Source organism: Pyxidicoccus trucidator (genome assembly GCF_010894435.1).
Classification (GTDB): domain Bacteria; phylum Myxococcota; class Myxococcia; order Myxococcales; family Myxococcaceae; genus Myxococcus; species Myxococcus trucidator.
Window position 1 is genome coordinate 742,124 of the sequence record NZ_JAAIXZ010000001.1, and the last position, 25,378, is coordinate 767,501.

Annotated in this window: 19 protein-coding genes; 10 read left to right on the forward strand and 9 right to left on the reverse strand. The window is 71.1% G+C overall.

Annotated features, from left to right (window positions below):
- Positions 1–94 precede the first annotated feature (94 nt).
- The 4 genes from bioD to G4D85_RS03200 form a co-directional block, all read right to left on the reverse strand.
- Positions 95–772: a dethiobiotin synthase gene (gene bioD, locus G4D85_RS03185; RefSeq protein WP_164007723.1), complete on the reverse strand. Its 678-nt coding sequence runs from the start codon at positions 770–772 to the stop codon at positions 95–97.
- Positions 765–1,958 (reverse strand): 8-amino-7-oxononanoate synthase, encoded by a 1,194-nt coding sequence (gene bioF / locus G4D85_RS03190; RefSeq protein WP_420821695.1) that lies wholly within the window; start codon positions 1,956–1,958, stop codon positions 765–767. The genes bioD and bioF overlap by 8 nt, the downstream gene beginning before the upstream one ends.
- Positions 1,959–2,083: 125 nt before the next feature.
- Positions 2,084–3,118, reverse strand: a complete 1,035-nt coding sequence (bioB, locus tag G4D85_RS03195; RefSeq protein ID WP_164007725.1) for a biotin synthase BioB — start codon at positions 3,116–3,118, stop codon at positions 2,084–2,086.
- A 170-nt stretch (positions 3,119–3,288) separates the two neighbouring features.
- Positions 3,289–3,558, reverse strand: coding sequence for a GlsB/YeaQ/YmgE family stress response membrane protein (locus tag G4D85_RS03200; protein ID WP_164007727.1), 270 nt, complete (start codon positions 3,556–3,558; stop codon positions 3,289–3,291).
- Between the two features lie 178 nt (positions 3,559–3,736).
- Here G4D85_RS03200 and radA point away from each other — a divergent pair, with 178 nt between their 5' ends.
- Entirely contained in the window at positions 3,737–5,101 is a 1,365-nt protein-coding gene (radA, locus tag G4D85_RS03205) for a DNA repair protein RadA (protein ID WP_164007729.1), read from the forward strand.
- A 93-nt stretch (positions 5,102–5,194) separates the two neighbouring features.
- Here the strand turns inward: radA and G4D85_RS03210 are convergent, their stop codons facing one another.
- Positions 5,195–6,388 carry an LLM class flavin-dependent oxidoreductase gene (locus tag G4D85_RS03210; protein ID WP_164007731.1) on the reverse strand — a complete coding sequence of 398 codons (1,194 nt, stop codon included), beginning with the start codon at positions 6,386–6,388 and terminating at the stop codon, positions 5,195–5,197.
- Between the two features lie 511 nt (positions 6,389–6,899).
- On the opposite strand from G4D85_RS03210, the gene G4D85_RS03215 reads away from it, so the two are divergent.
- Both G4D85_RS03215 and G4D85_RS03220 read left to right on the forward strand, forming a co-directional pair.
- Positions 6,900–8,840, forward strand: a complete 1,941-nt coding sequence (locus tag G4D85_RS03215; RefSeq protein WP_240359047.1) for a glycosyl hydrolase family 18 protein — start codon at positions 6,900–6,902, stop codon at positions 8,838–8,840.
- Between the two features lie 324 nt (positions 8,841–9,164).
- Entirely contained in the window at positions 9,165–11,897 is a 2,733-nt protein-coding gene (locus G4D85_RS03220) for a glycosyltransferase (RefSeq protein ID WP_164007733.1), read from the forward strand.
- A gap of 48 nt (positions 11,898–11,945) precedes the next feature.
- Here G4D85_RS03220 and G4D85_RS03225 read toward each other — a convergent pair whose 3' ends face one another.
- Entirely contained in the window at positions 11,946–12,539 is a 594-nt protein-coding gene (locus G4D85_RS03225) for a dihydrofolate reductase family protein (protein ID WP_164007736.1), read from the reverse strand.
- A gap of 423 nt (positions 12,540–12,962) precedes the next feature.
- Between G4D85_RS03225 and G4D85_RS03230 the strand changes: the two genes are divergently transcribed.
- The 3 genes from G4D85_RS03230 to G4D85_RS03240 all read left to right on the forward strand — a co-directional run bounded on the left by G4D85_RS03230 (position 12,963) and on the right by G4D85_RS03240 (position 16,122).
- Entirely contained in the window at positions 12,963–13,646 is a 684-nt protein-coding gene (locus G4D85_RS03230) for a proline and serine-rich protein 1 family protein (RefSeq protein WP_164007738.1), read from the forward strand.
- Positions 13,647–13,745: 99 nt separating this feature from the next.
- Complete coding sequence (locus G4D85_RS03235) at positions 13,746–14,597, forward strand: C40 family peptidase (RefSeq protein ID WP_164007740.1); 852 nt, start codon at positions 13,746–13,748, stop codon at positions 14,595–14,597.
- A 46-nt stretch (positions 14,598–14,643) separates the two neighbouring features.
- Entirely contained in the window at positions 14,644–16,122 is a 1,479-nt protein-coding gene (locus G4D85_RS03240; protein ID WP_164007742.1) for a sensor histidine kinase, read from the forward strand.
- Here the strand turns inward: G4D85_RS03240 and G4D85_RS03245 are convergent.
- The gene (locus G4D85_RS03245; protein ID WP_164007744.1) at positions 16,106–17,902 is read right to left on the reverse strand and encodes a methyl-accepting chemotaxis protein; all 1,797 of its coding nucleotides are present in this window, start codon (positions 17,900–17,902) and stop codon (positions 16,106–16,108) included. The genes G4D85_RS03240 and G4D85_RS03245 overlap by 17 nt on opposite strands.
- A 216-nt stretch (positions 17,903–18,118) precedes the next feature.
- A complete protein-coding gene (locus G4D85_RS03250; RefSeq protein ID WP_164007746.1) occupies positions 18,119–19,462 on the reverse strand; it encodes a cytochrome P450 in 1,344 nt (447 codons plus the stop codon).
- 350 nt (positions 19,463–19,812) lie between these two features.
- On the opposite strand from G4D85_RS03250, the gene G4D85_RS03255 reads away from it, so the two are divergent.
- From G4D85_RS03255 to G4D85_RS03270, 4 genes are read left to right on the forward strand one after another with little or no spacing between them, the layout of a single operon-like run.
- A complete protein-coding gene (locus G4D85_RS03255) occupies positions 19,813–20,085 on the forward strand; it encodes an acyl carrier protein (protein ID WP_164007748.1) in 273 nt (90 codons plus the stop codon).
- A 4-nt stretch (positions 20,086–20,089) separates the two neighbouring features.
- Positions 20,090–22,042 carry an enoyl-CoA hydratase/isomerase family protein gene (locus G4D85_RS03260; RefSeq protein WP_164007750.1) on the forward strand — a complete coding sequence of 651 codons (1,953 nt, stop codon included), beginning with the start codon at positions 20,090–20,092 and terminating at the stop codon, positions 22,040–22,042.
- A complete protein-coding gene (locus G4D85_RS03265; RefSeq protein ID WP_164007752.1) occupies positions 22,035–22,769 on the forward strand; it encodes an SDR family NAD(P)-dependent oxidoreductase in 735 nt (244 codons plus the stop codon). The genes G4D85_RS03260 and G4D85_RS03265 overlap by 8 nt, the downstream gene beginning before the upstream one ends.
- Entirely contained in the window at positions 22,759–24,615 is a 1,857-nt protein-coding gene (locus G4D85_RS03270) for an AMP-binding protein (protein WP_164007755.1), read from the forward strand. The genes G4D85_RS03265 and G4D85_RS03270 overlap by 11 nt, the downstream gene beginning before the upstream one ends.
- 55 nt (positions 24,616–24,670) lie before the next feature.
- Here G4D85_RS03270 and G4D85_RS03275 read toward each other — a convergent pair whose 3' ends face one another.
- Positions 24,671–25,246, reverse strand: coding sequence for an NUDIX hydrolase (locus G4D85_RS03275; protein ID WP_164007757.1), 576 nt, complete (start codon positions 25,244–25,246; stop codon positions 24,671–24,673).
- Positions 25,247–25,378: the final 132 nt, after the last annotated feature.

A 25,378-nucleotide genomic window follows, 5' to 3' on the forward strand; every position in this document is an offset into this window, starting at 1 on the left:
TTTCACGGCCATGTCACCTGAAAACTTGCGCGACCTGTAGCACTGGCCCTCTGGACGAAACGCGCCGGAGGCCGATTTTCCGGCCTCCGCGCGATCAGGGCATCAGCGGCTGGAGCGCGCGGCGGAACGCGGCGTGCCGTCGCCGCGCGTCAGGCAGGTACGGCACCGGGCCCAGCACCGGCACGCCGTGGCGCTCCTCCAGCAGCAGGCGGTTGTCGCGCTCCGACGCGTCTCTCGCGGGGGTGCCGCGCGACAGCAGCACGGCCTTCACGGGGATGCGGCGCGCGGTGAGCGCCTGGAGCGACAGGGCCGTGTGGTTGAGGGTGCCCAGGCCCGCGCGGGCCACCAGCAGCACGGGCAGGCGCAGGGCGGCGATGAGGTCGATGACGTCGTGCCGCGAGTCCAGGGGGACGAAGAGGCCGCCGGCCCCCTCCACCACCGTGGCGCCATGGGAGAGCCGCTTCCAGGCGGCCAGGGTGACGTCCCAGTCCGGCTCCCGGCCCAGGCGGCGCGCGGCCACGCCGGGGGCCAGGGGCGCGCGGAATCGGTGGGGACAGAGCGCGTCCACGGGCAGCGTGCTGCGCGCGGCCTCGCGCAGGGCCAGGGTGTCGGCGGGGGCGCGCAGGGAGGCGCAGCCGCTCTCGTAGGGCTTGAAGCCCTGGGGCTGGAGGCCCGCATCCGCCAGCAGCGACAGCAGCGCGCACGAGGCCTGCGTCTTGCCCACGCCGGTGTCCGTGCCGGTGACGAAGATTTGGAAGGGGCGGCTAGCCATGGTGCACTCCCACCCTGCGCAGGGCGTCCAGCGCCAGGTCCACGTGGCCCACGGTGTGGGCGGCGGAGAGGCAGAAGCGCAGCCGGCTGGTGCCCTCGGGCACGGTGGGCGGGCGGATGGCCTTCACCAGCACGCCCGCCTCGCGCAGACGGCGCGCGGCGTCCAGGGCGCGCTCGGGCTCGCCGAGGATGATGGGAAAGACGGCGCTGCGGGCTTCGGCGCGCAGGCCCAGGGCGCGCAGTCCGGCGGCGAAGCGGCGGATGTTGCGCCACAGCCGCTCGCGCAGGGCCGGGTCTCCCTCCACGACGTCCACGGCGGCCTCGGCGGCGGCGCACAGCGCGGCGGGCAGCGCGGTGGAGAAGACGAAGGGGCGCGCGCGGGACACCAGCAGGTCCGCCACCGCGCGCGACGTGGCCACGTACGCGCCCATGACACCCAGCGCCTTGCTCAGCGTGCCCATGCGCAGGTCCACCCGGCCCTCCAGGCCCAGCTCCTCGCACAGGCCGGCGCCCCGGGCGCCCAGCACGCCCGTGGCATGGGCCTCGTCCACCATCAGCGCGGCGCCGTGCGCTTCGCACGCTTCGACGATATCCCGCAGCGGGGCCACGTCGCCGTCCATGGAGAAGACGGTGTCGGTGACGACCAGCTTGCGCCGCGCGGGCGTGTCCGCCAGGGCGCGGGCCAGGGCCTCCACGTCCGCGTGCGGGTAGACGACGACGCGGGCGCGGGACAGGCGGCAGCCGTCCACGAGGGAGGCATGGTTGAGGGCGTCGGAGAAGACGGCATCCCCGGGCCCCACCAGCGCGGGGAGGATGCCGGTGTTGGCGGCGTAGCCGCTGTTGAAGAGGAGGACGGCCTCGGCGCGCTCGAAGGCGGCCAGCCTCGCCTCCAGCTGGTGGTGGGCGGACGTGTCGCCCACGACGAGCCGGCTGGCGCCGGTGCCCATACCGTACCGCTCCAGTGCTGCTGCGGCGGCGGCGCGCGGGGACGGCGACGCGGCCAGCCCCAGGTAGTCGTTGGAGGAGAAGTTGACGAGCGTCTCCCCGCCCACGCGGACCACCGGGCCCTGGGCCGACTCCAGCGGCTCCAGGTACCGGCACAGGCCGCGCGCGGAGAGGGAGGACAGGTCCTCCCGCGCCCACGCCGAGGCCACGCCTTGCGCCGCAGGCCCTGGCGTTTCAGACACGGAGCCCGCCAGCGCCACGGCTTCCTGAGCTTCAGACACGGAGCCCGCCAGCACCACGCCCTCGGGCGCGCTCCCCTGCCCCGGCTCCAGGGCCACCGCCGCCTTCGTGCCGCTCACGCGCGGACCTACCCGTCCCGCCGCGGCTCCAGCGGGCGGATGCCGGCCTTCTCCAGCAGGGCCATGTCCTGGCCGTACTCGGGGTTGCCGGTGGTGAGCAGCTTCTCGCCGAAGAAGAGCGAGTTGGCGCCCGCCATCATGCACAGCAGCTGCGCCTCCTCGTTCATCTGCTGGCGGCCCGCGGACAGGCGCACCATGGCCTGGGGCATGAGGATGCGGGCGGTGGCGATGGTGCGCACCATGTCCACCGTGTCCACGCGCGGCTGCTCGGCCAGCGGCGTGCCCTCGACGGCGACCAGCGCGTTGATGGGCACCGACTCCGGGTGGTGGTCCTGGTTGGACAGGGTGCGCAGCAGGTTGCAGCGGTCGTCCACGGACTCGCCCATGCCGATGATGCCGCCGCAGCACACGGAGATGCCGGCGTCGCGCACCCGGTTGAGCGTCCGCAGCCGGTCGTCGAAGGTGCGGGTGGAGATGATGTCGCCGTAGTGCTCGGGCGAGGTGTCCAGGTTGTGGTTGTACGCGGACAGGCCCGCCTCGCGCAGGCGCTTCGCCTGGCTGTCGGTGAGCATGCCCAGCGTGGCGCACGCCTCCATGCCCAGGGAGCGCACGCCGCGCACCATCTCCAGCACGCTGTCGAACTGCGGGCCGTCCTTCACCTCGCGCCAGGCGGCGCCCATGCAGAAGCGGGTGGCCCCGGCGGCGCGGGCCTTCGACGCGGCCGCCAGCACCTCCGGCACCGCCATCAGCTTGTCCGCCTTGACGCCCGTCTTGTAGCGGGCCGCCTGCGGGCAGTACGCGCAGTCCTCGGAGCAGCCGCCCGTCTTGATGGACAGCAGCGAGCACAGCTGCACCTTGTTGTCCTGGAACACGGAGCGGTGCACCGTCTGCGCCCGGTGGACCAGGTCCAGCAGCGGCATCCCGTAGATGGCGCGGACCTCGGCCAGCGACCAGTCATGGCGCACGTCCACGCCCGGGGGCGGCGGCGCGGCCGTGTGGGAATGACCGTGGAACGACTCGCTGGGGGCGGAGGTGTCGGGCATGGGCTCCTCGGCAGGCATGAGGAGCGCGAACGTGCGCGGGCGCCGGGAACTTGTCAACGCATCTGAGCGAGGAGGTTGACGACTTTCCCCAAGACAACGGGCCGGCACTGTCCGGGGAAGCCCCCGGGGTGCCGGCCCTGCCCTCTTCAATCCTTCAATCGAAGCTGGCGCTAGACACGTACGCGTCGGCGCCCGCCGGCCATGCCCACCAGGAACAGCACCAGCAGCGCGCCCAGCACGGAGAACAGCAGCCCCGTCGGGTGCAGGTCGAAGATGCGGCCGTCGCTGCGGAACAGCGAGGCGACGAAGCCGCCCACGAAGGAGCCGGCGACGCCGAGCAGCGTGGTGGCGATGAGCCCCATGGACTGGTTGCCCGGCATGAGCGCGCGAGCGATGAGGCCGGCCAGCAGACCGATAACCAGGAAAGCAATGATCCCCATGACTACCTCCCTTGCTTGGGAGCGGCGCTGCGTGCGCCACTCACTTGGAAGCAAAGTGGGTGGCCCTCCCCGGAGGTACAACTTGACAGCCGGGGGTTGACACTGAGCTTGCCTGCTCCCCTGTCTGCCCAACCTGTAAGGGCGTAAAAACGTCAGGGTTCCGCGCTATGCCCCACCCATGGCGAAGGCGAAGACGCACTACTCCTGCCAGGCGTGCGGGTACCAGACGGCGAAGTGGCTCGGGAAGTGCCCGGACTGCGGCGCGTGGAGCTCACTGCTGGAGGAGACGGAAGCAAAGGTGGACGACAAGCGCCCGGCATGGGGCGCGTCGGGCGGCGCGTCCCGGCCGGTGTTGCTCAAGGAGGTGAGCGGCGAGACGGAGGTGCGCCGCCGCACGGGCATCGCCGAGTTCGACCGAGTGCTGGGTGGCGGCGTGGTGAGCGGCTCGCTGGTGCTGCTGGGCGGAGACCCGGGCATCGGCAAGTCCACGCTGCTGCTGGCGGCGCTGGACAAGCTGGCCCGCCACGGGCCGGTGCTCTACGTGTCGGGTGAGGAGAGCCTGCGGCAGACGAAGATGCGCGCCGAGCGACTCCAGGTAGCGGGCGACGCCATCCACCTGTTCGCGGAGACGGACGCGGAGCGGGTGCTGGCGGCCACCGAGGCGCTCAAGCCGCAGGCGCTGGTGGTGGACTCCATCCAGACCATGTACCTGCCGGAGCTGGGCAACGCGCCGGGCAGCATCACCCAGGTGCGCGAGGTGGCGGGCCGGCTGATGGCGTACGCCAAGCGCACGGGGGTGCCCACCTTCCTCGTGGGCCACGTGACGAAGGAGGGCTCCATCGCGGGCCCGCGCGTGCTGGAGCACATGGTGGACACCGTCCTCTACTTCGAGGGCGAGCGCGGCCACCCGTTCCGAATCCTGCGCGCACACAAGAACCGCTTCGGCTCCACCAACGAGATTGGCGTCTTCGAGATGAAGGGCGCGGGGCTGATGGAAGTCACGGACCCATCCGCCCTCTTCCTCTCCGAGCGTCCGCTGGGCAAGTCCGGCAGCGTCGTCACCAGCACGCTGAACGGCACGCGGCCGTTGCTGGTGGAGGTGCAGGCGCTGGTGGCGCCCACGGGCTACGGCACCGCGCGGCGCACGGCCATTGGCGTGGACGGCAACCGCGTGGCGCTGCTGGCGGCGGTGCTGGAGAAGAAGGAGGAGATTCCGCTGGTGGGCTGCGACCTGTTCGTCAACGTCGCGGGCGGCATGCAGCTCAACGAGCCCGCGTGTGACCTCGCGGTGTGCGCGGCGCTGGTGAGCAGCCTGCAGAACCGGCCGCTGGACGCGAAGACGCTGGTGCTGGGCGAGGTGGGCCTGGCCGGCGAGGTGCGCGCGGTGGGCCAGGTGGAGCCCCGGCTCGCCGAGGCGGCGAAGATGGGCTTCCAGCGGGTGGTGATGCCCGCCGGCAGCGCGCGGAGGCTGGACGGCGCCGTGAAGATGAAGGTGGTGGGCGTGGAGACGCTCGGCGAGGCGCTGGCGGCGATGTTCGACTGAGCCGGCCGCCCACCGACGGCCTCCCGCCGCGCTGCTCGCTTCGGCCTGAGCCGAAGCGAGCGGGGGCCACGCCCGTGCTCCCGGACTCGGCGCCTACGGTGCCGCGGGCGTCTTGAACTCGGGGATGAGCTCCCCGGTGAGGCGGATGCTCTTCATGACCTTGTCATGCGGCAGGGCGCCCACCTGGTGGAAGGACATCAGCGCGTCGATGCCCAGCGCCTCGTAGCGCTTCAGGCGCGTGCGCACCTGGTCCTGGGTGCCGACAATCAGCGAGTCCTGCTCGCTGAGCACCTCCCAGACCTGTCCGTCCGGTACGTCCTCCCCCCCGACGATGCGGCCGAGCAGCCGCTGCGCCCGGGACTGCGGCGCGTTCGGGTCCTTCTTGCGCATGAACTGCCCCGTCAGGCCTCCACCCGCGGGGTCCTTCGCCAGCGCCTCCAATTCGGCCGCCGTGCGCATGAAGACCTCCTTCGCCTCGAAGAAGGTGAAGGAGCCATTCGTGTACCAGGCCGCGGCCTTCGCGGCGCCGTTCTCCATGGCCTCCCGCTCGGTGTCCGCGCAGTGCACGAAGGTGAAGAAGGCGACCTGGTTGTTGACGAACTCGCCCACCGGCTCGCACCGCGTGCGCAGGGCCTCGCGGTAGATGTGAATCATCTCCGCGACTTCCTCGGGCGAGGCCCAGAGCGTCACGCCCAGCGCGCCCACTCCGTTGCGCCCCGCCTGCTCGAATGACGCCGGGCTGGAGCACGCCTGCCACAGCGGCGGGTGCGGCTTGCGGTACGGCTTGGGAATGACGCTGATGTCCTTGAGCTTGTAGTCCGGGCTGTCCCAGGAGAACTTCTCCCGGGTCCACATCTTCGGAACCATCTCGAAGGCCTGCTGCATCTGCCCGCGCGTGGAGTCCGGGTCGATGTTGAAGGTGCGCCACTCGGGGATGGTGCTGCGGGCCAGGCCGAGCTGGAAGCGGCCCCCGCTCAGGTGGTCGATGAAGGCCCCGCGCTCCGCGATGCGGATGGGGTGGTTGAAGCGCCCCGGCGCCAGCACCGACGAGTGGCCCACGTGCAGGTTCTTCGTGCTCATGGCGATGGCCGTGAGCATGCACTCGGGCGCCGAGCTGTAGCTGAACTCCACGGCGGTGTGGTGCTCCACCTGCCACCAGACGCCGTAGCCCATCTCATCCGCCAGCTTCGCCTGCTCCAGCGTCTCCTGGATGAGCCGGTGCTCATGGTCCGGACCGGTCCAGTGCTCCTTCGGGTGCTGCATCTCCGAGAAGATGTCGAGTCTCATGTCCCCCTCCTCTTGTTGACACGGGTGCGCCCGCCCTCCGGGGCAGGGCTCCGGCAGCGTAGACCAGGCGGGCAGGCAGCCGAGATACCCCTGTCGACAAAGCGGTAGGCGTCCAGGCCACATCGCCCGGCGTGACGACAGCGGTGTACGATTGAAACAGCCGGGCTCCCCGAGGGAGCGGGCCCGGGCACCACCGGAGTGAAGCAGACACGCCATTCATGCAAGCCATTGGCTCCCCGCGCGAGCCCCAGGCGCATTTCCCTCTGGGAACCAATGCCTTGCACGCCTGTCTCCCCGCCACGCCGGGGGCCGTGCGAAGTGCCGAAATGACTCACCCCATGCCTTGAAAGTCGACGGCGGCCTTTGATGTTTGTGCCCCCACTTGCCAGGCACCCCTTGCACGCCCCGCCATCATCGGCGCGGCGGTTGAGCCATCGAGAGCCCCTTCCGTTCCTTGTGTCCGGAGTAGCGGGGTCCACGGTCGCTCACATTCCCTGGCTGCTGGAGCACCATGAGAAAGCAGCTCAAGTGGTTCATGTTGGCAGTCGGCGTTCAGGCCACCGCGTGCGGTGGCGCGTCCGACTTTCAAGGCACCACGCCCGAGGTCACCACCCCGGAGGTGTCCACACCCGAGACCGCTCCACCCTCCGAGTCCGCGCCCGGCGACGTCGAAGCCGCCGCGGTGGACTCGAACACCCTCTTCGCGGACGCGCTCGGCACCGGCTGGACGGACTGGTCCTGGGCCACGCGCAACCTCGCGGCGACGTCCCCCGTCGCCTCCGGCACGCGCGCCGTGTCCGTCACCTTCGGCCCCTGGTCGGGCCTCTACTTCCACCACGCGGGGGTCCCCACCACGGGGCTCGAGTTCCTGGAGCTCCAGGTCCACGGTGGCGTGACGGCCAACCCGGCCCTCACCGCGTATGCCACCGTCGCCACCCAGGCCCGCCCCACGGTGGGGGTGAACCGGTACTGTGACGGTGGCACCATCAAGGCGGGTGCCTGGACGCGGTGCCGCGTGCCCCTGTCCGCGCTCGGCGTCACCAACGTCACGCTGGACGGCATCGTCCTCCAGGAGGGCGCCGGCCGCACGCTGCCGGTGATGACCTTCGACAACCTCCGCCTCGGCACCTCCGTGGCCGCGCCGCAGGGCGTGAGCATCACCCTCACCCCCACCAGCGCGTCACTGGCGACGGGCGCCACGCGGACCTTCACGGCCACCGTGACGGGCAGCACCAACAAGGCCGTCACCTGGTCCATCCAGCAGGGCGCGTCCGGCGGCACCGTCACCAGCGCGGGCCTGTACACCGCGCCGCAGACGGCGGGCACGTACCACGTCATCGCCACCAGTCAGGCGGACACCACGAAGAAGGCGTCCGCCACCGTCACCGTCACCCGGCCTCCGAGCGGCGGCACCGGCAAGTGGGTGTCTGGCTATTACACCGGCTGGAACGCGGACCTGTACCCCCCGGAGAAGGTGGACTTCAGCGCGATGACGCACATCATCGTCGGCCGCGCCACGCCCCGCACGGACGGCACGCTGAGCACGGCCTTCGACAACTCGAATGGCCCGGCCATGGCGCGCACCCTCGCCACCCGGGCCCATGCGGCCGGTCGCAAGGCCATCATCATGGTCGGCGGCGCCGGTGAGCACGCCAACTGGGTGGGCGCCGCCAGCAACGCCAACCGCGCGAAGTTCGTGCAGAACCTGCTCTCCGCCATGGACAGCCTCGGCTACGACGGCCTCGACATCGACTGGGAGCCCGTCGAGGCGGCCGACAAGCCCAACCTGCTCGCCCTGGTGAAGGAGCTGCGCGCGGCCCGGCCGGGCATGCTGCTCACCTTCCCCATCGGGTGGATCAACACCAACTTCGCCTCCGACGTGGACCCCTGGTTCGCCCAGCTCGCGCCCTACCTGGACCAGATCAACATCATGTCCTACGAGATGATTGGCCCGTGGGACGGCTGGCAGTCCTGGTACACCTCCGCGCTGTACGGCCACAACGGCAGCCACCCGACGTCCGTCTCCGCCAGCCTCAATGGCTGGGTCGCCGCGGGCATCCCCAAGGCCAAGCTGGGCATGGGCATCCCCTTCTACGGCATGGCCTGGCGCAACATCACCGGCCCCTACCAGAGCTTCACCAACTGGTCCGACTACGTGGGCAGCGACAACTCCTTCACGTACAAGAAAATCCAGCAACTCTCCGCGTCCGGCACCTACCGCTGGGACGCCGTGGCCGGGGCCAGCTACGTCACCTTCTCCTCCCCCGTGGAGGACGGCACCGTGCGGTGGATTTCCTATGACAGCCCGCAGGCCATCGCCGCCAAGGGCGCCTACACCCGCGACAACGGCTTCGGCGGCACCATCATCTGGACCATCAACCAGGGCTGCACCGACCCCGCCACCGGCGCCAACCCGCTCCTGGACGCCGTGAAGGGCGCCTTCCTCCAGTAACCGGAGGAGCTGTCCAGTATGGCTCGGCTGCCCGGTCGGCGCTCCTCCGGCCGGGCAGCCCGTGTCCCAGGGGTGCGGCCATTCCACCCACCTGGGGGTGAAGGGCCGTGCTTCCGTTGCCTGGACAGAGGCAGATACGGTAGAAGGCGCCGCCCAGTCCGCCCGAGCATGGGGCCCCGCGGTAAGCACCGGCCGGGTCCGCTGGGTTCCCCCCCGGGCAGGCAGATAGGCAGGCCCCGCCCAAAGCCCCCCCGTGTGTGTGTTGCCGGTGGGGGCTAGACTGCCGGGCCCTTGGTCGGACAGGCCGAAAAGGAGTTGGTGGACGTGAAGAGGAAGCAGCGTATCTCGGTCGTCATCCCCTGCTACAACGACGGAAGGTACCTTCCGGAGACCCTCGACTGCCTCGCGTCCCAGACCCGCAAGGTGGACGAGGTCCTGGTCGTCAATGACGGCTCCACGGACCCGGATACCCTCGCCCTGCTGGGCCGGCTCCCACCCGCCATCCGCGTCCTCCACCAGGAGAACCAGGGCCTGGGCTTCGCGCGGAACAACGGCATCAAGCTGCTCACCGGCGACCTGGTCCTCATCCTGGACAGCGATGACCTCATCGCGCCCGACACCCTGGAGAAGATGGAGGCCGCGCTCGAGGCGAACCCCGACGCGTCCTGGGTCTACACCCAGATTGAGTCCTTCGGCGCGTGGCAGGACATCGTCCCGGTGCCCCGGTGGAACCCGTACCTCCAGCTCGACAACAACTACTGCGTGGTGATGTCGCTGGTGCGCCGCTCCGTCTACTCGGAGCTGGGGCTGCTCTACCCGAGGATGCGCGGCTACGAGGACTGGTCCTTCTGGATGTCCTGCATCGAGGCGGGCCTCAAGGGCGTGGTCATCGACGAGCCCCTGTTCAAGTACCGCCGCAAGCTCACCGGCTCGCTGCTCACCTCGTCGGACCGCGTCCGGCACGAGCTGCGCACGGAGCTGATGCAGCAGCACCCCGCCCTCTTCACCCGCGAGGCGCGCGCCGCCCTCAAGTCCGCGCATGCACCCGGGCTCGAGGTGCTGTGGACGGGCCCGGCCGCTGACGCCCCGGCAGTCCGCGCCTTCCTGGACCGGCAGACCCTCTCGGACGTGGTGCTGACCACGGACTTCCCGGCGGACGCCCGCGGGCTCCTGCGCGCCATCAAGGGCAAGTACGTGGTGGCGTTCGGCCCCGCGCACCTGCCGCTGCTCGAGCGCTGCTCGCCCACCTTCCTGGAGCAGCTGCTCCGCGCCTCGGAGACCCGCAACACGCCGGCCATCGTCGTCCCCACCGACGCGCCCACCCTGGTGGAGCACACCGCCCGCTCGCGCGTGTGCACCTACCCGGTGGAGCGGCTGGACCGCGGCCTGGCGGACCTCTGCTTCCTGCGCACCTTCTACGCCAGCAACCTCACCACCGCCGACCTGTCCGCGGACAGCGAAGCGGCGGCGCTGTTCCACAAGGTGTTGCGAGAGCAGGGCGGGCTCCTCTTCGCGCACGACTTCTTCTTCCAGGTGAAGGAGCTGCCGGCGAAGTCGGCCCTCCCCTCCGCCAGCGCCCTCCAGCGGGCGCCGGACGAGACGAAGAGCCTGCGCATGGCCGTGTCCCTCGCGCGCAAGGGCATCGTCAGGGTGCTCGGCGAGGACGAGACGGCGCGCCTGCTGCACCCCATCAAGGTGGGCCTGAGGGACCAGAAGCAGCGGCTGCAGCGCATGATACCCACCATCCTCGGGCCGCGGCCCCAGAAGCCCCTGCCCCCCTCGAGGGAGCCGCGGCTGCTCTGCCCGAGCCAGTTCGAGGAGCGCCGCATCCTGAACGGCATCGGCGTGGCCTTCGAGCGCCACGCTCCGGTGGCCACGCAGGGCAGCGGCCGGCGCGTCCTGATGATGCTGCCATGGGTGAACTGCGGCGGCGTGGACAAGGCGGCGGTGGACCAGGCCGCGCTCCTCAAGTCCGCCGGGTACGAGGTGTCCCTGGCCACCAACATCACCTCGGGCAACGAGTGGGCCCACAAGTTCAACGCGCACGTGAGCGACGTGTGGCACATGGACTACTCCGTGCCGACCGTCGAGCAGGTCGGCGTGGTGGCGGAGCTGGTGCGCACCCGCGGCATCGACGCCGTCTACATGTGCCACTCCTGGCTGGGCTACCAGTCGGCCGAGGCGCTCAAGCGGAGGCTGCCGGGCGTGAAGACGGTGGACTACCTCCACATGAACAGCGCCTACATGAAGGAGTCCTACCGCTACTTCGACCGCTTCCTCGACATGCACATGACGTCGAGCGAGTACCTCATCGAGAAGGCGGTGAAGGCGGGCGTGAGCCGGAGCAAGCTGCGCCTCATCCGCACCGCGTGCGACGAGGAGGGCCTCTTCAACCCCGCCCGCGTGTCCGAGGGCTGGCTGTACGAGCGGCTCCGCCTGCGTCGCGGCACGCCGCTGGTGGGCTTCGTGGGCCGCCTCCACGCGGACAAGAACCCCCTCTTCCTGTCCCGCCTCCACGCCCGCATCCGCTCCCGCTGGTCCCAGCCCAACCGGCCGCTGCACTTCGTCTTCATCGGCAGCGGGCCGGAGGAGGAGCGGCTCCAGGCGCTCGTCACCGAGCAGGGCATGCACCACTTCACGCACTTCCTGCCCAGCGACACCCCCATCGCGCTGGCCATGCGGGACATGTCCCTGCTGCTGCTCGCCTCGAAAATCGAGGGCCTCCCGCTGGTCTTCTTCGAGGCCATGGCCATGGGCGTCCCCGTGGTGAGCACCTCCATCCAGGGCATCCCGGAGCTCGTCACCAGCGAGGTGGGCGCCTGCGTGCCCAACCTCAAGGACCCGGAGCGGCGCATGGAGCGGCTGAGCGACGCCGCCCTGCGCATCCTGGAGAACGACGAGCTGCGCGCCGCCATGGGCCGCCGCGCCCGCCTCCGCCTCCAGGGCGGCGGCTTCAGCCTCGCCGAGGCGAACGCCGCCTACCTCCAGGCGTTCGAGGAGCTGCTGCGCGGCTCCGCCGACGCGGCGGGCACGCTGGAGCTGGTCAAGGTCGGCTGAGCCGTCACGACGGACTGGGAGCGCGGTTCCCCGCGCTCCCAGCGACTCTCATTCCGCCGGGGGCGTGCCCGGAGGCGGCACGGCGTTCGTCCCCGGTGCGCCCTCGGGCATCACCGCGTAGCGCAGGAGCAGCACGCCGTTCTTGTAGACCTTGGTGGACAGCAGCTCCAGGCTCTGCGTCCCCCGGAGCCGCGTGACGAGGGGGATTCCCGAGCCCAGCAGCAGCGGGTTGAGCTTGATGAGCACCTCGTCGACGAGCCCCGCCTCCAGCACCTTCGACGCGAAGTCCGCGCCCCCCGCGAGGTAGAGGTCCTTGCCCGGCTGCGCCTTCAGCCGCCGGATGACGCCCAGGGCATCCTCGCCCACGAGCTTCACCCGCGGATTCGGACTCTCCTTCATCGAGCGCGAGAAGACGTACGTCTCCATCATGGGGTACGGGTCCGTCACCCCCACCTTCAGCGCCGGCTCGTAGGTGCGCCGTCCCATCAACACGGCGTCGTACGTCGCGAAGGACGCGAGGTAGTCGGTGATGTGCTCGCCATCCTTCACGAGGCGTTCCTGCAGGAAGGCCCCGTAGGTGTCGTCCTCGTGGGCGATGAAGCCATCAACGGTGGAAGCCACGTGGTACTTGAGCTTTCTCATACGAAAATCTCCAAAGGCAGCGCATGCGCCCGGCGCACCGGGCGGACGGGGTTGGGTTCGCGGCGGGGACTCGGTGAGGCTCACGCGTCCGGACGGCAGGCGACGACGCACCGCAGCGGAAATGCCGGGGCGACGAGGGCAGTCACGGAGGGAGCTGTCAGCGAGAGGAGATCATGGGACGACGCCGTGAGGCGCCGGGCGGAACATTAAGCACGCCCTCCGTACACCCGCAATGCCTCTCTTCAATGCCTGGGTTTGTTCGGCCCCAGGAGCCGCCCGGCTGGAAAATCCCGGGCTGGCTTTCCTTCAATGCACACGGGCCGTGAATATCTGCGGTGAGGGTGCGTCCAGGCATTCACGTGCACGCCTCCCTGCTCCTGGGGGGGCTGGACACCCTCTCCTCACACCCCGAAGGAACCCAGAATGACCCCGCTTGCCCGTGCAGTGATTGCCGCGTCCGTGTTCGTTGCCTCTGTCGCCTCGGCCCAGGACGTCGAGATGAACATGAACGTCCAGGTCGATGACCAGGACCTGCCCTCGGCGAACATCCAGATGAAGGGCACGGGCCCGGGTGGCGAGGAAGGCGTGGACATGAACGTCCAGGCCGGTGGCGCCCGCATGCAGATCAAGGTGCAGGGCAACGGAATGAAGAGCGAGACGAGCGAGCGCACCGAGAAGAAGGAGCACCGGGAGCGCCGCCAGGAGGTACGGCACGAGGAGCCCCGCGTGGTGCACGTCAAGACTGTCACGTCGGAGCCGGCGTTCCGCGACTGTGGCACCGGCGAGGACTCGGGCTGCACCATGAAGCGTGACGGCCAGCTGGCGATGGACGCGGAGACCTTCCGCGGCATCATGAAGTCCCTCAAGGCCGTGGGCAACGAGCTGACCCGCGAGGACATGGCGGAGAAGATGTTCAAGCGGAACTACCTCACCGCGAAGCAGTTCGGCCTGGTGCTGGACCTGTTCGAGAACGAGCTCACCCGCCTGGACGTGGCGAAGAACGCGGCGCCCCACGTGGTGAACCCGCAGCACGCGCTGGGCTTCTCCTCCAAGTGGGACAACTCGCTGAACGGCGAGGACTACGTCGAAATCATGTCCGCCCAGTAGGCGCCCGCCGCCTCCCTCGGGGGGCGGCCGCGTCACAAGGGCCGGCGGCGTTGTCCACCTCGGGGGGAGCATGGGCGCTCCCCCTCGAAAGGAGACGCCATGCGTGAGCAGGAACCCCAGCTCCCGGCCGAGGGCCGGGCACCCAGAGCCGACCCCCTCCTCCAGCAGGGCTCGACGGGCTCCGCCGTCGTCGAGCTGCAGACGCTGCTGGCGAAGGCGGGCTTCAGTCCCGGGGTGGCCGACGGAAACTTCGGGCCGATGACGAAGACGGCGGTGATGAACTTCCAGCGCGCGCGAGGGCTGGGCGCGGACGGCCTCGTCGGTCCCGCCACCTGGGCGGCGCTGAGGGCCCCCGCGCCCACGCCCGTGAGCGGGCTGCGCGAGAAGCTTGTCGCCGAGGCGCAGTGGGGCCTCTCCAATGCGGGCGGCATCCACTACCGGCAGCTGCGCCCCATGGACGGCATCAACCAGCGCCACAAGCTGCCGCTCGACACGGACTGCTCGGGCTTCGTCACGCTCTGCTACAAGTGGGCGGGCGCCGGGGACCCCAACGGCCTGGGGTTCAATGGCCAGGGGTACACGGGCACGCTGCTGGGCTACCTCACCGCCGTCACGCAGTCGCAGGTGAAGGCGGGAGACCTGGTCCTCTGGTCGCGCAATGGCGCGGGGAAGCACGTGGCCCTCGTCCTCGAGCCGGGCAGCGACCCGCTGCTCGTGTCCCACGGCGAGGAGGCGGGCCCCTACACCGTCCGCTTCTCCGCCTCCAACCGCTATCACGCGGGCGACAGCGTGCACTGGCTGAGGCTGCCCTCGGTGGACGGCACGTATCGCGAGGCGCCGTCCGAAGCACTCCGCGCGGCCAGGCCGCGTGTGGAGGCGAGCGGCCAGAGCGACGCGCCCACCGAAGCCGGGCTGGCGCGGGAGGCTGGTACCCCACCCGTCCGGCACTGACGCTCCCTGACGGAGCGGCGAAGCTCGTCTAGAGTCCGCCGCACCCATGGCCGACGGAGCCCGACACACCTCGCGCTGGAGCGACGCCCTGGGCTCGCTCTCGGCGCGGCTGCTGGTGGCGTTCCTCATCCCCACCCTGCTCTTCGTCGCGCTGGCGGGCTCGGCGGTGTACCAGCTCGCGCGCGCCATCCTGGAGGAGGAGCTGGGCACCAGCCTCTCCGCCATCGCCGCCGCCACCGCCAGCCAGGTCAACGGCGAGCGCATGCTCACCGTGGAGCCCGGCGACGACGTGACGGGCACGCGCACCTGGCGCAACCTCGTCCGGACGCTGGAGGCCGTGCGCGAGGCCAGCGGCGTGCGCCGCGTCTACGCCGTGGACGCGCAGGGCCGCGTGCGGGTGGACGTGGGCGGCGGGCTGCCGGTGGGCGTGGAGGTGCCGGAGCTGGCCCGGGACAGGCTGGAGCTGGCCCGCGTCTTCGCCGGCGAGCGCGCCGCCAGCCAGGTGCTCTTCACCGGCACCGATGGGCTCCTCTACAAGACGGGCTATGCCCCCGTGCGCCACGAGGGCCGCGTCGTGGGCGCGGTGGGCGTGGAGGGCAGCGCGGCCTTCTTCGGCCCGCTCCAGCGCCTGTCGCGCACCTTCACCACCATGGGCGCGGTGGTGCTGGCCGCGCTCGCCGTCATCGCCCTGCTCACCGCGCGCGGGCTGGCCCGTCCGCTGCGGCGGCTGATGGACTCCGCGCTGCGCATCGGCCGGGGAGACCTGACGACGCCCGTGCCGCCGGAGCCCACGCGCGAAATCGGCGTGCTGGCGCGCGAGCTGGAGGTCATGCGCGGCGCGCTGGAGAGCCGGGACAGGCAGCTCAAGATGATGCTGGCCGGCGTGGCCCACGAGGTGCGCAACCCCATTGGCGGCATCGCCCTCTTCTCCGGCATCCTCCAGGAGGACCTCCAGGCCGGCGCCCACTCCGAGGCGGGCGAGCACGTGAAGCGCATCCAGCGCGAGGTGGCCTACCTCCAGCGAATCGTGGAGGACTTCCTCGCCTTCGCCCGCGAGCAGCCGCTGGCCCGCGCGCCGGTAGGGGCCCCGGAGCTGCTCTCCAGCGCCTGTGAGCTGCTGGCCGTCGAGGCCGGTGCCCGGGGCGTCGCGGTGGAGGTGGAGGCCGCGCCCGCCGTGCTGGAGGCCGACGGCAGCCTGCTCACCGCCGCGCTGGTGAACCTGGTGAAGAACGCGGTGCAGGCGTCTCCCGAGGGAGGCAAGGTGCGCGTGTCCGGCGCCGCCGCGGACGGCCGCTACACCATCCAGGTCCGCGACGCCGGGCCCGGCGTGCCCGAGCCCGAGCGCGAGCGCATCTTCGAGCCCTTCTTCACCACGCGCGAGAAGGGCACGGGGCTGGGCCTGCCGCTGGCGCGCAAGATTGCGCTGGCGCACGGAGGCGAGCTGCGCCTCGCCTCCGCGCCGGGCGACACCACCTTCATCCTCACGCTGCCGCTGGGGAACGGGAGCGTCAGCTCGTCGCGGTGAACTGCCGCGCCATCTGCCCCACCTGCTGGGACACGGCGGACAGCGTGGCGGTGGCCTCCTGCGTGGACTCCAGGCGCTTCAGCGTGGAGTCCATGATTTGCGACAGGTCGCCAATGGCGGTGAAGATTTGTGAGAAGCCCGCGTTCTGCTGCGTCACCGCGGAGGCAATCTGCCGAGCCGCCACCGAGTTCTCCTGGGAGATGCGCGACAGCTCCCGCAGCGACTCGCCGGAAGCCTTCATCTGGTCCAGGCCGGTGCCGATGGTGTGCACGCCCTGCTCGCCCATCAGCGCCGCGTCGCGGATGCCCTGGCTGATGTCATGGAGGATGCCGCGGATGCGCCGCGTGGCCTGGATGGACTGGTCCGCCAGCCCGCGAATCTCCTTCGCCACCACCGCGAAGCCCTTGCCCTGCTCGCCCGAGCGCGCCGCCTCAATCGCCGCGTTGACGGCCAGCAGGTGCGACTGGTCGGCCAGGTCCTTCACCGTCTCGGTGATGTCGCCAATCTGCGTGGTGCTCTCCGCCAGCCGCACCAGCCGCTGCTGGATGCCGTCCACGGCGCGGCGGATGTCCGCCAGCCCGGTGACGCTCTGCTCCACCGCGGCCTCGCCCTTCTGGCCCAGCTCCTCGGCGCGGCGCGCCACCTGGAGCACGGCGTCCGCGCGGTCGGCCGCCATCAGCGAGGTGCGCTTGATTTCCTCCGACGTCACCTGCGCCTCGTGCAGCGCCGCCGCCTGCCGGACGAGGCTCGCCTGTTGCTCGTCGTTGGCCGTGCGCAGGTGGCTGCCCGCGTCGCCCAGCTGCGAGGCCGAGGCCTGCAGCGCCATGGGAAGCTGCCGCAGCTTGGCCAGCACCGTGTTCATCCCCGACGCCAGGGTGCCAATCTCGTCCGTGGACACCCACTCGGGCGACGTGGTGCGGCCATGCGCCAGCGCCTCGATTGCCACGCCCACCGCGCCGGTGCCCTGCGCCTGCCGGCGCGCGAGCATGTACGTGGTGATGGTGGGGAGGATGAGCACCAGGCCGGCCACCCACGCCATGGAGCCGACCAGCTCCGTCACCAGCGTGCCGCCCAGCAAGTCCAGCAGCTGCGAGGTGGTGATGGCCCCGTGCTCGGCCAGGTCCTCGCGCAGCAAGTCCCTCAGCCCCAGTATCTTCACCGTCATCACACACCCGCTCAGCAGCAGCGTGGAGACGATGGACGCCACGAAGGTGAAGGGCAGGAACCAGGCCTGGCGCGGCCAGAAGAAGCCGCCGCCCCGGGGGGCCACGCCCGGGTGCAGGCGATGCTCCTCCATGGCGAGCGGCACGAGCTGCTTCTCCAGGCTCAGCGCGATGGGAAACGACATCACCACGCCGAAGCAGAAGGCGATGGTGGAGCCCAGCACCACGCGCAGCACCTCCTTGTCGAACTGGAGGCACACCGGGATGCTGAAGCTCAGCCCGCCCAGCGTCCACGCCGCGTACGTGGTGAAGACGGTGCTCTGCCAGGGCAGCCGGAGGATGCGGCCCAGCCGCTCGCCGGGCCTGTCATCCGGGCGGTGCCTCAGGGCCCGGGACGCCAGCACGCGCAGCGCCACGTACGGGTAGACGGTGCCGAAGAAGAAGATGAGCGCGGGGGCGATGCGCGTGGTGGCCCACAGCCCCTCCTCGCTGTTGAGGCCCATGGAGAGCGCGATGAGGTACGCGCAGTTGAGGCCGGGCAATGCCACCCAGCTGATGAACGTCAGAGCCCCCCGCTTGGCGAACTCACCAATGACCTTCTCATCCAAGTTGTCCATGACTCGTGCCCCCCCGAAACGTGAGCGCGCCCCCAGCGTGGCTGTCCCCCCGGACGTGGCATGTAACAGCGTTACCGTCTCCGCCGCGCATGCCTGCGCTCACCGCCACAGCTTAATGAGCACCACCTCACGGATTCCAGCCACCGGGCCGACATGGAGGCCCGCAATTGTGAGAAATGATTGGAATCCCTGTACTCCCAGTACGGATGAGACGATTCAGGAGCGCAGTCGTTCGACGAGCATACGCAGCCCCCCTGACGGGGCGAGGGTGACGGCCCGGCGCTGAGGTCTTACCTGTACGTCCACAGGCTTCAATTCGAAGCGTGAGAGGACGAGCCCGAGCACGACCTTCATCTCATAGAGCGCGAGCGCCATTCCAATACATCGGCGCACACCGCCCCCGAAGGGCAGGTATTCGAAGGGGGACCAGGCCCGCTCCAGGAAGCGCTCGGGGCGGAAGGTGTCTGACTCAGCGAAGGTCTCCGGGCGGTGGTGGGCGAGGTAGATGCACGCGGCCACCGTGACGCCCGCGGGCACCTCGTGGCCCTGGACCTGGAAGGGGGCCTGGGTGCGGCGGGCCACGACGGGGATGATGGGGTGCAGGCGCAATGTCTCCTGGCACACAGCCTTCAGGAAGGGCGCGTGGCTCCCGGCGAGCGCGGCCGGGGTCGGCTCGGCCCCCAGGCCCCGCAGCTCCTCGCGCAGCCGCTCCAGCGCGGCCGGGGTGACGTGGAGCCAGTGGAGCGCCCAGGCGATGGCCGTCGCCGTCGTCTCGTAGCCCGTCACCACCAGCGTCATCAGCTCGTCGCGCAGCACGGCGTCCTCCAACGGCGCGCCGTCCTCGTACGTCGCGGCCAGCAGCATGCCGAGGATGTCGCCGCGCTCGCAGTCGCCTACCACGCGCCGGTGCCGCACCTCCTCCAGCAGCAGCTCGTCGATGCGCTCCAGGGCCCGCTTGAAGGTGGCCCACGCGCCGGACGCCGCGTCGTCCTCGCGGAGCTGGCCCAGGTTGCCCAGGTTGAACTTGGAGTCGTTGAGGAACGCCTGGATGCGCTCGCTGAGCTCCTCGGCCCGGGCGCCGCCCTCCAGGCCGAACACCGCCGTCAGGATGACCCGCAGCGACACGCGCTGCATGACGTCCTGGATGACGACGGATTGCCCGGGGCGCCAGTCCTGGAGCGTTGCCAGGGTGGCCTCGCGCACGAGCGCGCCATACTGCTCGATGCGCCGCGAGTGGAAGGCCGGCCCCAGCATGCGCCGCTCGCGCTGGTGCGGCTTCTCCTCCAGCAGCAGCAGCGAGTGCGCGCCCAGCAGCGGGCGCAGCACCGCGTTGCCCTCGCCCGCGTGGAGCACCGCCGGGTCCGCGCTGAAGATGGCCCGGAGCGCGTCCGGGTGGGAGAACATGGCGTACGCACCATGGCTCCCGAGGTCCAACGTGAAGGCATCCCCCAGTCGCTCCCGGCAGCTCCGCAACAGCTCATAGGGACGCGCGCGCCACAGCAGGGACTGCTGCACCGCCGGAAGCTCCACGCGCGGAGGCAGCGGAGGAAGAGTCATCATGCGCAGGTGCCCTCGAAGGACGTGAGGCTACTCCTCCATGCCCCTCCAGGAAGGAGCCGCACCCCGCCGACCGGCGGGCGAGTGAACACCCAGCGTGTCCCCTGCGCGTCGCTTGCATCGCCGATATGTCATTCAGTGTGCAACAAACGATGAATGATACAGGGTCACCCTACACTCACTTTGCCTGCATAGACTCCTCCTGTATCTTTTTATCAGGCGTTGATTTCGAGTCGGGTTGGAGACGTGGGCTGGGGTGTGGGGAACGTTGCCCGGGGTTGGGGCACAGCGCCGCTCCTGGAATAGACAACCGGGCCTCGCGTGCAGCGGCCCAGTGATTGGGGGGTTCCTCGATGCTGACCGGGAGCAACACCGATTCCATCCTCCATGCCGTGGTGGCCGCGACGCGCGCCGCGTGCAAGCTGCCACTGCCCGAGGTCATCAGCCCGGGGCACTGCTTCGTCACGGACCTGGGCTTCGACTCGATGAGCATCGCCCGCCTGGCGCTGGAGTTGGAGGACCGCGTCCAGCAGCCGGTGCTGCTGGACGACTGGATTGCCAGCGAACCGGACCCGTCCGCGCTCACCGTGGGCTCGCTCTGCAACTACGTCGCCGCCCTGGGGTAGCCCCATGTCCACGAAGCTCTTCAGGACGCAGTGGGTGGGCGATGTGCTGGTGCTGACGCTGGACACGCCGGGGGGTGACTTCAACATCTTCAGCCACGAGGCGGCGGTGCAGCTTCTGGAGCTGCTGGAGGGCGTGGACCGCGAGCGCGTGCGGGCCCTGGTCTTCCGCAGCGCCAAGCCGGGCAGCTTCATCAACGGCGTGGGGTTGATGATGGCGGGCACCGCGCAGGCGCCCGAGGACATCCCGAGGATGACGGAGACGGTGACGCGGGCCTACCGCGCGGTGCGCGAGTTCCCCGCGCCCACCATCGCCGCCATCCGCGGCAACTGCTACGGCTGTGGGGTGGAGTTCACGCTGCACTGCGACTACCGGGTCGCCGCGCACACGTACGAGACGCACTTCTACATGACCGAAATCGCCGAGTACCTGTTCGTCCCGGCGTTCGGCAGCACGCAGGACCTGCCCCGCCTCCTCGGCCTGGAGAGCGCCACGGACGCGCTGCTGTGGGGCGAGCGCTGGTCCGCGCCGGAGGCGCTGCGCCGGGGGCTGGTGGATGCCTGCTTCGACGACGCGGACTTCGACGCCAGCGTGTCGCGCTTCGTGCGGGTGCTGCTGGAGTGCGGCGCGCCCAAGCGCTCGGGAAGGGCGCGGCCGGGCCGCGCGCCCGCGTCGCCCGACTTCGATGCGAACACCCGCGCCCGCATCGCCAGCCTGCCCACCAGCTACCAGCCCGTGTACACGGAGTGCTTCGACCTGATGGTGCAGGCCGCGCGGCGGCTCCGGACGGATGCGGCGGACTACCAGCGGGAGGTGGAGGCCTGCGGGCGCGCGGTGGTGAGTCCCATCGCCAAGGCCGCGCTCTCCATCTTCTTCGTGCGGCGGCTCGCGCTGCACCACAGCCTGCGCGAGCACGAGCTGCCAGCGCTCACGCACCTGGTCATCGACACCGAGGACGCGAGGCTGGCGGCGCTCGCGGAGGACCTGCGCACCCGGCGCGTGCGGGGCCTGTCGGTGGACGTGGCGCCGTGCACGCCGCCACCGGACGCTCCGGCGCTGCACGTCGTGCGCTACGCCCCGGAGCAGGGCCCGCTGCCGGAGGGCACGGTGTCCCTGGCGGTGGACCTGGTGACGGGCCCGCTCCAGCAGCCCTCGGACCTGGTGCTCTACGCGCCGCTGCTGGAGGCGGGGCTGCCGGTGGTGGAGCTGCGCGCCGGGCAGGGCCGCTCCGTCGAGGAAGCGCGCACCCTCTTCGCGCTGCTGCACCGCGCCGGCTTCCACCCGGTGATGTCGCAGGCGATGGGAGCGCCGGTGCTACAGACGCTGCTGGGCGCATACCTGGGGCCGCTGGTGGCGCATGTGCTCGAAGGCGGCGAGGCGCGTGACGCGCTGGCCACGGTGCGCACCATCGGCTTCGTGCGCTCTCCCTCGGAGCTCATCCGGGCCCTGCCTCGCGCCGCGCTGGCCATGGCGCTGGCCCCGCACCTGCCGGGGCCGGTTCCGCTCCAACGGGTGCAGGAGGCGCTGGAGGCGCTCGCCACGGCCGAGGCCCGGGGCGCGCAGGGCTCCGCGCCGCTCGCGGACGCGGTGCTCATCTCGCTGCTCGGCTTCGCCTCCCGCGCGCTCGCGGAGCGCACGCTGGGGCACCCCACCGTGGTGGACGTGCTGGCGCGGGAGCTCATCGACTTCCCGCTCGGCTTCGGCAGCCTCTGTCGCTACCTCACGCGCGAGCGGGCGGCCCGGCTGCTGACTTCCGACGCGGTGCGGGCCCTGCTGCCACGCGAGCCCATGGAGGCGCTGGACGTGTTCATCGCCAGGGGGCGCGACTTCTACCCGCAGGCACGGCCCACGAGTCGCCCGGCCGCCGCGCCTTCCGTGACCATGGAGCAGCGCGCTCCGGCTTCCGCGCCCCGCTCCGACGTAGAGAGCGACACCGCCCCAAGGGCCCTGCATGTCTGAGCCCCGCGTCGCCGTCGTCACAGGGGCGGCGGGGGGCATCGGTCGCGCGGTGGTGCAGCGCCTGCTGCGGGCCGGACTGCACGTCGTCGCGACTGACCACGCCGAGGAGTCCCTGCGGGAGCTGGCGGAGGTCGCGAAGGACCAGCCGCGCCTGAGCTGCGAGGTGCTGGACGTGGGGGACGTGGAGTCCGTGCGCCGCGCCGCCGCCCGCGTGGACACGGCCCACCACCGTGTGGACGTGCTCGTCACCTGCGCGGGGGTGTTCCAGCAAATCTCCGCGCTGAAGGACGATGCGGCGGCAATCGAGCGCGTGCTGCGCATCAACCTCACGGGCACGCTCCACACCACCACGCACTTCGGCACCATCATGGCGCGCACCGGCGGGCGCATCGTCCACGTGAGCTCCATCGCCGGACTCACCGGCGCGGCCCTCGCGGGGCCGTACGCCGCGTCGAAGGCGGGGATGGTGGCCCTCACGCAGTCGCACGCGCGAGAGCTGGCGCCCCACGGCATCTCCGTCAACGCGGTGCTCCCGGGCTATGTCGACACACCCATGGCCGCGCCCATGCGCGCCACGCTGCAGCAGTTCGTGATGCCCCGCGTTCCCCTGCGCCGCTTCGCCCAGCCCGACGAAGTCGCCGAGGTCATCGAGTTCCTCGCCACCTGCAAGACGCCCTACCTGACGGGGGCAGCCATCCCCATCGATGGGGGCCTGCATGTCGGCTGAGCCGGGTGCGCCGGATGCGGTGAGGAAGCACGACCCGGCAATCCCCTCGGACCGCCCTGCTCCGGCGGGCGCGTTGAACACGGCGAGGGCTCACGGCCCGGGCAGCCCCCTTCCGGCCGTTGCGCCTCCTGTCGCGGCGTGGCTGCCCGAGCCGTCGCTCACCTTCCCGGAGGCGTTCTCGCTCCGCGTGGCGCGGACACCCGACCAGCCGGTGCTCCAGGTGGTGAGCTTCGCCGGACGAGAGCCGCAGGCGCGCCCCTTCAGCTACGCGGCACTCGCGAAGGGAGTCCACCAGGCCGCGGCCCTCCTGGCCCGCGCGGGAGTAGGGCCGGGGGACGTGGTGCTGCTGTGCGTGTCCCGAGCGGACGCGTTCTTCTCCTTCCTCCTCGCCACGCAGGTCCTGGGCGCCATCCCCGCGCCGCTGCCGTCCATGGCGGATTTACAGCTGCAGTCGTACCAGTCCCGCCTCCGCTCGGTGGCCCGTGACGCGAGGCCTCGCGCGCTGGTGGTGGACGACGCGCGGGCCCGGCAGGCGGTGGCTGGCGCGCTGGAGGACGTGGCGCCCGCCCTCGTGGAGTTGGCGGAGCTCGACGGCGAGTCCGTGCCGCTGGAGCGGCCCCTGGACTGGCGCTGCCGTCCGGACGGCGTGGCCTTCCTCCAGTACACGTCAGGCAGCACGGGCGAGCCCAAGGGCGTGGTGGTGCGGCACGACAACCTCGTCGCCAACCTCCGGGCCATCATCGAAGGCGGACGGATGGACGGGCGCGACGCCGTCTACTCGTGGCTGCCCGTGTTCCACGACATGGGACTGGTGGCCGGGCTGCTGCTGGGCGTGTACCTGGGCATCCCCGCCTACGTCGCCCCGCTGAAGAGCTTCGTCTACCGCCCGGACTCGTGGCTGCGAGCCATCCACCGCTTCCGGGCCACGTTCAGCCCCGCGCCCAACTTCGCCTATCACCTGCTCGCGCACCGCATCCCCGAGAGCGCGCTGCGGGAGCTGGACCTGTCGTCCTGGCGGCTGGCCTTCGACGGGGCGGAGCCCATCGACCCGCTGACGGCCGAGGCCTTCATCCGCCGCTTCGAACCGGCGGGCTTCCGCGCCACCAGCTTCCGCCCTGCCTATGGCCTGGCCGAGGCCACGCTGGCCGTCTCCTTCGCGCCTCCGGACGCGCCCCTGCGCTGCGACAGCGTGGAGCGCGAAGCGCTCACGGCCCGGGGAGAGGCACGCCCGGTGGAGCGAGGCACGGCGGACAGCACCACCTTCATCAGCGTGGGCCGGGCCGTGCCCGGGCACCACGTGCGCATCCTCTCCACCGGGGACGGCCGCGAGCTGCCCGAGCGGCACCTGGGTGAGGTCGCGGTGTCGGGCCCGTCCGTGACACCCGGGTATTTCCATGAACTGCGCGAGGGCGGCGTGCCGCGCGCGGAGCTGCGCACCGGGGACCTGGGCTACCTCGCGGAGGGAGAGCTGTTCATCGTCGACCGGCTGAAGGATTTGCTAGTCGTGGGTGGGCGGAAACATGCGCCGGCCGACGTGGAGCGCGTGGTGGGGGCCCTGGTCGGCGTGCGCGCTGGCGCGGTGGTGGCCTTCAGCGTGCGCGGCTCGGAAGGCACGGAGGAGGTCGTCCTCGCCGTGACTCCGGAAGCGGGCGCGGAGCTCTCAGCGCTGGAGGTGACGGTGCAGCGGGCCGCGCAGGAGCACTTCGGGTTCCCGCCGCGGGTGGTGTTCGTGAAGCCCGGGGCGTTGCCGAAGACCTCCAGCGGCAAGCATCAGCGCTCCGCCTGCCGCGCAAAGTACCTGGACGAGACGCTCCAGCGATTCAAGCGGGAGCCGGCGCAGGAGTAACGCCGGTCAGCGGGTCGGCAGCTCGCTGAACTCCACTTCGTCCAAGCCGAGCCACTCAGCGAGCAGCCGCCGCCACCCGCCGGGCCTTCTCCAGCATCCGCCGCATCGGAGCCTCATCCGCCCGTGCCAGCGCCTCGTCCCATGACAGCCACTGCACGCCCGTGGACTCGGCCGGGTCATGCATCAGCGCCTCCGGGTTCTCCGCCACCAGCAGGAAGCGCACGTCCAGGTGGTGATGCTCCAGCTCGTCGCGGCGCGCGGGAATCGTGTGGATGTCCACGTCCAGCGGCCGGGGAGCGGCGGGATGCACATGCACCCGGCAGCCCGTCTCCTCGCGGGCCTCGCGCAGCGCCGTGGCCTCCATCTCCCCGCCATCCGCCGCGTCCGCATGCCCGCCTGGCTGCAGCCAGCGCTTCAGCTTCCCGTGGTGCAGCATCACCACGCGCCCACCCTCCGGGTCCACCACCACCGCGCTGCCAGTGAAGTGGGCCGTGGCCTGCGAGCGGGAGAAGGGCTGCTCCAGCGTGGCGGCGTACTGGCGCATGCGCTCCAGGTCATCGCGCTCCTTCTCGTCCGTGGGGACATGGCGCGCGAGCAGTGCCTTCAGGGAGGTGGAAGCCGGGAAGTCCATGCCCGCCCACGTACCGCCGCCACCGCCCCCGCGCCAGCGCCTTCGCACGGCGGGCGTGCAGGCGGCAGCAGCCGGTGTAGGGTGCCGCCCCGGGTGTGTTCTCATGCAGGCGCACCCGGGGCGGCCGGCGCC

Excerpts from the sequence above, each read along its gene's own strand:
- G4D85_RS03255 (WP_164007748.1), top strand. The coding sequence starts at position 19,813 with ATGCTGACCGGGAGCAACACCGATTCCATCCTCCATGCCGTGGTGGCC.
- G4D85_RS03270 (WP_164007755.1), top strand. The coding sequence starts at position 22,759 with ATGTCGGCTGAGCCGGGTGCGCCGGATGCGGTGAGGAAGCACGACCCG.
- radA (WP_164007729.1), top strand. The coding sequence starts at position 3,737 with ATGGCGAAGGCGAAGACGCACTACTCCTGCCAGGCGTGCGGGTACCAG.
- G4D85_RS03225 (WP_164007736.1), bottom strand. The coding sequence starts at position 12,539 with ATGAGAAAGCTCAAGTACCACGTGGCTTCCACCGTTGATGGCTTCATC.
- G4D85_RS03240 (WP_164007742.1), top strand. The coding sequence starts at position 14,644 with ATGGCCGACGGAGCCCGACACACCTCGCGCTGGAGCGACGCCCTGGGC.
- G4D85_RS03245 (WP_164007744.1), bottom strand. The coding sequence starts at position 17,902 with ATGGACAACTTGGATGAGAAGGTCATTGGTGAGTTCGCCAAGCGGGGG.
- bioD (WP_164007723.1), bottom strand. The coding sequence starts at position 772 with ATGGCTAGCCGCCCCTTCCAAATCTTCGTCACCGGCACGGACACCGGC.
- G4D85_RS03210 (WP_164007731.1), bottom strand. The coding sequence starts at position 6,388 with ATGAGACTCGACATCTTCTCGGAGATGCAGCACCCGAAGGAGCACTGG.
- bioB (WP_164007725.1), bottom strand. The coding sequence starts at position 3,118 with ATGCCCGACACCTCCGCCCCCAGCGAGTCGTTCCACGGTCATTCCCAC.
- G4D85_RS03235 (WP_164007740.1), top strand. The coding sequence starts at position 13,746 with ATGCGTGAGCAGGAACCCCAGCTCCCGGCCGAGGGCCGGGCACCCAGA.
- G4D85_RS03265 (WP_164007752.1), top strand. The coding sequence starts at position 22,035 with ATGTCTGAGCCCCGCGTCGCCGTCGTCACAGGGGCGGCGGGGGGCATC.
- G4D85_RS03200 (WP_164007727.1), bottom strand. The coding sequence starts at position 3,558 with ATGGGGATCATTGCTTTCCTGGTTATCGGTCTGCTGGCCGGCCTCATC.
- G4D85_RS03275 (WP_164007757.1), bottom strand. The coding sequence starts at position 25,246 with ATGGACTTCCCGGCTTCCACCTCCCTGAAGGCACTGCTCGCGCGCCAT.
- G4D85_RS03215 (WP_240359047.1), top strand. The coding sequence starts at position 6,900 with ATGAGAAAGCAGCTCAAGTGGTTCATGTTGGCAGTCGGCGTTCAGGCC.
- G4D85_RS03260 (WP_164007750.1), top strand. The coding sequence starts at position 20,090 with ATGTCCACGAAGCTCTTCAGGACGCAGTGGGTGGGCGATGTGCTGGTG.
- G4D85_RS03250 (WP_164007746.1), bottom strand. The coding sequence starts at position 19,462 with ATGATGACTCTTCCTCCGCTGCCTCCGCGCGTGGAGCTTCCGGCGGTG.
- G4D85_RS03230 (WP_164007738.1), top strand. The coding sequence starts at position 12,963 with ATGACCCCGCTTGCCCGTGCAGTGATTGCCGCGTCCGTGTTCGTTGCC.